The following is a 6766-nucleotide window of genomic DNA, read 5'->3' as shown; positions in this document are numbered from 1 at the left end:
GCATCGAAGAAGCCGAATTCGGCCACCGAATCCGCTGTGCGGAAACGGAGCTTCACGCCCCGGTGCGGTGTTTAGAACGAATCGCCGCTGAGCTAGACATCACCGTCTGCCCGGACCGTCTCGCCGCGGCCAGCGAGCTGCTTCATAGGACGGTTCGGAAGTGAGCAAGGGTGGCGAATCGCGTCAGACTTTCAGGGTTTTTCAGATGTAGCGCGACGGAGTTTGGGTGGCTCAGTCCTCCAGCACCGGGCGGCGGTAGCCGGGGAGGCGCTCGGGGAGGTTCTCTCTCAGATGCTGCCGGCAGGCTTCGACGAATTCGATCGCCGCGTCGGTGCGGTAGTCGGGGTAGGTCCAGCGATGAGCGTGCCAGCGGCGGCCGGTGTAGCTGAGCGTGACTTCGGCGTAGATGCCGCGGCTGAGGTAGATGCGGTGGTCGCGGTCCTTGGTCGTGGCCAGCACCAATTTGGCTTCGGTCACGTAGCCGGGATCCAGGTTCAGCGGCCGCTCGGGCAGCGGTTCGCCGGCCGGGAGCAGGTCGCGGGCGGGGCCGGCGGCGAATTCGTCTTCCAGAGCGTTGGTCCAAATCTTCCACTCGGCCAGCTCGACCGGGTCGGCCAGCGGCTGAAACCGCACGAATTGTTTTTCCAGAGCTTCGCCCATCTGCCGGTCATAGTACCCGCTGGCTTCGAACGGCTGGACGGTGCTGCAGTCTGCCAGCGGCCCCAGCCGCTGCGACAGACGTTCGAGAGCCCACTGCCGGGCGGCACGGTAACGGCTGATCATCGCGACCATGGGGACGACCGGAACCGGATGACGACGCTGTGCCATTAAATCGCTCGAGAGGTTAGAATCGGGGCCTTTTCGGGCAAACTTGCCAAGCCAGCTCGGCTGGCTTGTCCGTCCTTCCATTCCGTTGATAGAAAAGCCCACCCGATGCATCCGTGGATTGCCAAACGCACCGAATCGTTCGACAGCAGCGGCATTCGCCGCGTCTTTGACCTGGCTGCCAAATTAGACGATCCGATTAATCTTTCAATCGGCCAACCGGACTTTGACGTTCCGGAGTCGGTGCGGAAGGTCTGTATCGATGCCATCGAAACCGGCAAGAACGCCTACTCCCAAACGCAGGGCATCGCTCCGCTGCGAGAGCGGCTTGCCCAAGAGATCCAACAGGCCTACGGGCACGACGACCGCGAGGTGTTCGTGTGCAGCGGGACCAGCGGCGGATTGGTGCTGACGATGTTGGCGTTGGTCGATCCCGGCGACGAGGTCCTGTTCTTCGATCCGTTTTTTGTCATGTACCCTGCCCTGATCCGAATGGTGGGCGGCGTCCCGGTGGCGATCGATTCGTATCCTGATTTCCGCATCGATTGCCAACAGATCGCCGACAAGATCACCGACCGCACCAAAGCCATCATCGTCAACAGTCCGGCCAATCCCACCGGCGTGACCGCTTCGCAGGAGGAGCTCAAGGCGCTGGCGGAGCTGGCCGCCGAGCGGAACATCGCCTTGATCAGCGACGAGATCTACAGCTCGTTCATGTACGACGAACCGTTCACTTCGCCGGCGGCGTTCAATCCGCAAACGATCGTGATCGACGGCTTCAGCAAGAGCCACGCGATGACCGGTTGGCGGGTCGGATACGTGCACGGGCCGCGGGAGGTGATCGAGACGATGATCAAGATCCAGCAGTACACCTTCGTCTGCGCCCCCCAGCCCGCGCAGTGGGCCGGTCTGGAAGCCCTGGATGTCGACCTGTCGCCGCACATCGACGACTACCGTCGCAAACGCGATATCGTGGTCGAGGGATTGAAGGATCGCTTCGAGTTGGTCGTGCCCGGCGGCGCTTTCTACGCCTTTCCCAAGGCCCCGGGCGGAAGCGGAGCGAAGTTGGTCGAGCGGGCAATCGAACGCGGGTTGTTGATCATTCCCGGCAATATCTTCAGCGCTCGCGATTCGCATTTCCGGATCAGCTTTGCCGCTTCGGACGAAACGCTCGAGCGCGGGATCGAAGTGCTGCGCACGCTGGGCTGAGCGGCGGACAAGGATGAGCCGTTTGGGCGATAGCCCCGGTTTTGTAAACCTTGCGTGCAGGAACCGGGGCTATCGCCCAAACGGTTCACAGGCTGGAAGCCTATGCCACTGGCGCTTCAGGTCAAGTATTCGAGCCAGGCGACGGCGATGGCGAGCGTGGCCAGGGCGGTTGCGGCGTAGCTCTGCCGCAGTCTGTCGCTAGCGTCCAGCCATTGGCACACCGTGACGACGATGGCCAAGCCGATCGCGCCCAGGACGGCGGAGACGATGTTGGGAATGGCCAAGGAAAACGGCCGAGCCACGATGGCCGCGTAGGTCGTTATGGGCACGCCCACGGCCCAGACGGCTTGCACCACGCGCGGCGTCAATGCCGGGCGGTGGAGCTGCCAGCGCGGATCGCTGGCCACCAACGCTGCGGCCAACCCAGCTGCGACCGGCCACACGACCACTCCGGCCGGATGCAGCAGGATCACCTCGCTGACCATCACCTGGACCATCGCCGTCAGCAGGACGCCCCAGAACAGAGCGGCCAGCCACTGGCCGCGCCAAGCGCCCACGACACTGGCCAAAAACACCGTCAGCAACAGGCTGAGCGGCGACCATGCGTAAGGCTGCCAGGCGTGGCCGCGGAGGTAGGTTGCCGCCAACGCCATGACGAACGTCAAGCACAGTAGATCGGCGATCCCGAACTGCCACAGCGGTCCGGCTGGACCTCGCTGGTTGATCGGCTGGGAAGGCTCGTCCCTCATTACGGTTGCTCGAAACGCAGCGGCTCTAGCAGCGGTTGTTCGGTCGCCAGCTCCTGCCACGCCGGCCGGGTCTCGCCACCGATGCGAACCTCGGGAACTTCGCGGGCGGCCATCGCGACCACGGCGGGTAGTTCCACGATGCGGCTGACGTTCAGTAAGTCCGGTGCTTGGCGATTACGCACGGGCAAGGCCTCCAGCTGCAGCGAGGCGGTTCTCTGCTGGACCGCCTCCGGGGCGAACAGGGTCGCGTACAGTGCCCATGCGGCCGCCGGACCGCTGGCGTCGATGTGCAGCGGGCGGCTGGTCACGGGCGAATCGGGAATCTCCGCGATCGCTTGCAGACCACGCAGAACATCGAACACTTGCATTCCCGCAACGGTTTGCCCCAACAACATAAACCGCCGGCGCACGTGCGTTCGGTCCCGTTCGTCTTGCGTCCAGCCGGTGGGGCCGACGCCGCGCGGTGCCAACAGGACGGTCGGTCCATCGGCGGTGGCGAGCGTGGCCCAAGCCGCCGTGTCGGCGGTGGCGTTCGGGTAACGCTGGGGCGCGGCCGCGGCCAACGCGGCCGCCGACGCCTGCCAGTCCGCTTCGTTCAAAACCCGGACCGTGACCTCGCCCGCAGACGCTTCGGACCCAGCGTCGGTTTTGGGAACCACCACGACCAGCGGCAACCGGAACGGGTCCTGGCTGAGGTACGTGGCAAACAGGACCGTCGCATCGTCGCGGTCGACGCGGGCTTCGATCGTGACTTTGGGCGGTGCATCGAGCGACTGCGGCCAACCGCCAAAGGTATGGGAACGCAGTTGTTGTTTCCAGCGCGCGAAGGCGGCTTTCGGATCGGCCGCGGCGGCTTTCAGGTCCTCGACCGAGGCGGCGGGCACAAACGATTCATGAATCGTGCTGGTCCGCTCGTCCGCCGGCACGCTGTCACCTTCGAACACCTTCAGCTGCGAGGGTTCGAACAGTTTGGTGGCCACCGTATCGATCAGGGAGTCGTCATCGCGCAGATGATGGTTCAACCAGCGGAACGCATGGATGCGCAGTTCCTGGGTGTCGCTGTGACCGCCGGAGGTGATGTGCAGTCCGAGATTTTCTTCGGCGTCGTACAACTGGTAGATCTGTCGCACTTTGGCGTGGACATCGACGACGCCGTCGAGCGGAAAGATGCGGTCGCGATCGGTGTTGGAGATCAGCAACGGACGCGGTGCGATCAGGGCGGCCAGCATGGGAAAGTCCCAGCGGTAGGTGTTGACCATGTACATGCAGTCGCAGTGTCCGCTGACGCAGCCATCGACGACGTGGTTGTGCATGTTGGTGATCCCGGCCACCGGAACGGCGGCCCCGACTCGGGAATCGATCGCGGCCAGGTACCAGGAATAGGCTCCGCCGCCGCTGCGTCCGGTCACACCGATCCGCTCGGGGTCGACGTCGTCGCGAGCCTGCAGCAGATCGAGGGCTCGCACACCGTTCCAGGCTTCGACGCCGACGGGCGTGTAGCCGCGGTTGTTCCACCACCACATTTTCTCGCGGTAGGTGCCGTGATGGATGCCTTCGATCTCGCCCAACTGGATCGTGTCGATCGTCAGGCAGACGTATCCGTTGCGGGCGAACCAACCGCCGTGGTGTTGGTAGTGCACTTTGTTGCCGTAGCTGATGCCGTCCTTGACGACGCGTCCGTGACCGCACACGTACAGCACTGCCGGCAGCGGCTCGGTGACCTCGGCCGGACGGTACAGGTTACCGGTCACGTACAGGCCCGGCATCGACTGGAAGTGCAGCCGTTCGACCACCACGCCGTCCTGTTGGTCCTGGCCGGTGACGGTCACCTGCAGGTCGCTGCGGGCGGGCATCGGGTTAAGGCCCAGCATGTCCAGCAGTTGCTCGCGGTACTGCTCGCGGCGGTCGGTCCAGTCCTCGAGCGTTTCGATTTCCGCAAAACAAGCGTCGGCAATTCGGCGGGTCTGCTCCGCAAAGTACTCCGCCAACAGCGCGTCGCCGTCGGCGGTTTGGGAAGCCGCACGGGAGCGCGAAGCGTCATCGGCGTGACAGGACGCCGGCGGTGTGAGCAGCATCGCGGCGATGACAAACGGAAAACTCAGGCAGGTGGGACGCAGCAGCAAACGGTGAAAACGTTGACGCATGGTGGTCGACTCGCGAGAAGGGGGCGCGTGGAGGCAGGCTGGTCAGCCCGGTAGGACGACGCCCATTGTAACCCAGCCTCAGGCGGTGTCGGCAAGTCGCGCGGACTGTGACTCGGGAACCTCGCGAAGGGGCGCCCAGCAGACGCGATCGCGTCCGCTCTCTTTGGCTCGCAGCGTTTGTTTGCTGACCCGTTCGATGACGGCGTTCAGATCCTGGTCGGCTCCATCGCACTGGAGCAAGCCGATACTGACGGTCAACTGCAGCGGTTCGCCGGTCGTGGAAGTCGCGGGGGTTTCCGCAACCGCCGCACGCAGTCGCTGGCAGATACCGATCGCGTCATCGAGGACCACGCCGGGAAGGACGACGAACAGTTCTTCGCCGCCGTAGCGACCGACCCAGTCGTTGCCCGCCCGGATGCAGCGGCGGATCACATCGCAAACCGTCTGCAGGGCCTTGTCGCCGGTGGGCCAGCCATGGCGTTTGTTGACCGCGCCGAAGTGGTCCAGATCGATCAGGGCCAGCGACAGCGGTTGGCCGGATTGCTGGTGGTGTTGGAATTGCAGCTTCAATCGCCGGTCCAGGTAGCGGCGGTTGTAGAAGCTGGTCAGGCCGTCGGTTTCGGCTTCGCTGCGGAGGTTTTGCAGGATCCGCCGGCTGCGCTGGGCGATGTAGTCGGTGACGCGTTCGCCCATCACCCGGGATTTATTCTCCAGCGTGATCAGGTCCAGGTCTTCGCCCTGCAGCAGTGAGCGATCGGTCAGTTCGCGGTAGACGCACACGCGGTTGCGTCCGGCGGCTTTGGCCGCATACACCGCTTCGTCACCCACGCGGTGCAGTTGGTCGATGTGTTGGACATCGGCGCGACTGGCTACGCCGATGCTGGCCGTGGTCGAAGCCACCGAGTGCAGCCCCGGCATCGAGAGCTGTTGGCGAATCGATTCGGCGTGGCGGGCGGCTTCTTGATCGCTGGTCGGCATCAGGATCGCGAACTCCTGGCCACCCAAGCGAGCGATCAAGGGACTGTCGGGGCACTGCTCTCGCAGCAGTCCGCCCAGTCGCTGGAGGCAATCGTCGCCGACGTCTTGGCCGAATTGATCGTTCAACGCTTTGAAATGATCTAGGTCCAGCATCAGCAAGGAAAGCGGGTCGTCGTGGCGAGCGTTCATCGCCCAGTGACGCAGGTAACTGAAGAACGCTTCGCGGCGCTGCGTGCCAGTGAGCGGATCGATCAACGCCCGCTGGGACTGGTGCAGTTTGCTGAGCCGCGCGGCCAACAGCGACGGCGGGGCGTCGTCCAAGCAGATGTCGTCCTTGGCCTGCAGCTGATGGACAAGCCGCGGGAGGTGCTCGCGCGAGCTGACGAACAGCACCGGACAGGCCACCGACATGGCCAACCGTTCGCAGTCGCGGACGCTGGCAAACGCCGCGGTTTCCAGGACCAGCAGGTCGGCCTCAGGCAGTGGTGGTGAGGCGCCCCGCTGGGTGGGGTCCGGTTGTGGGGGAGCCAGCGGCAACAGGTTCCAGCCGGCAAGTTCTGGCGGTAGGGAGGCGGCCGACGCGGCGCCCACCCAGCCCACGGTGGTATCGATCGAGATGCAATGCACGGGATGCCCTTCCGAACAGGTTCGCCAATAGAGATGAGGTGGCTATCGGAACCCTAGGTCACGAAACGGGCCGGGGCAAATTGATTCTGTTGAGCCGGTTTGGGTTTGTGGTCCCTTGTGGTCGCAATCAGGCGGTAGGGTCGTTTCGGTGATAGGAACCGTGGGCTGGCGCCCAATGCCATCTACTTTCACCATCGCTTGCGATTGAAGCGTTAGCGGAGCGGCGCAAGCCGC

At 64.3% G+C, this 6766-nt stretch carries 5 protein-coding genes; 1 reads left to right on the top strand and 4 read right to left on the bottom strand.

Annotated features, from left to right (window positions below):
- Positions 1-231 precede the first annotated feature (231 nt).
- A complete protein-coding gene (locus tag GE027_RS22175) occupies positions 232-828 on the bottom strand; it encodes a DUF4416 family protein (RefSeq protein ID WP_153559421.1) in 597 nt (198 codons plus the stop codon).
- A 105-nt stretch (positions 829-933) separates the two neighbouring features.
- Here GE027_RS22175 and GE027_RS22170 point away from each other — a divergent pair, with 105 nt between their 5' ends.
- Positions 934-2034 (top strand): pyridoxal phosphate-dependent aminotransferase, encoded by a 1101-nt coding sequence (locus tag GE027_RS22170; RefSeq protein WP_153559420.1) that lies wholly within the window; start codon positions 934-936, stop codon positions 2032-2034.
- A 116-nt stretch (positions 2035-2150) separates the two neighbouring features.
- On the opposite strand, the gene GE027_RS22165 is transcribed toward GE027_RS22170, so the two are convergent.
- The 3 genes from GE027_RS22165 to GE027_RS22155 form a co-directional block, all read right to left on the bottom strand.
- Entirely contained in the window at positions 2151-2783 is a 633-nt protein-coding gene (locus tag GE027_RS22165; protein ID WP_153559419.1) for a hypothetical protein, read from the bottom strand.
- The gene (locus GE027_RS22160) at positions 2783-4927 is read right to left on the bottom strand and encodes an alpha/beta hydrolase family protein (protein ID WP_153559418.1); all 2145 of its coding nucleotides are present in this window, start codon (positions 4925-4927) and stop codon (positions 2783-2785) included. Before GE027_RS22160 ends, GE027_RS22165 begins: the two co-directional genes overlap by 1 nt.
- 78 nt (positions 4928-5005) lie before the next feature.
- Complete coding sequence (locus tag GE027_RS22155; protein WP_153559417.1) at positions 5006-6532, bottom strand: diguanylate cyclase; 1527 nt, start codon at positions 6530-6532, stop codon at positions 5006-5008.
- Between the last annotated feature and the right edge of the window lie 234 nt (positions 6533-6766).

Source organism: Roseimaritima sediminicola, assembly GCF_009618275.1.
Classification (GTDB): domain Bacteria; phylum Planctomycetota; class Planctomycetia; order Pirellulales; family Pirellulaceae; genus Roseimaritima; species Roseimaritima sediminicola.
This window is presented reverse-complemented; position numbering and strand designations above follow the sequence as displayed.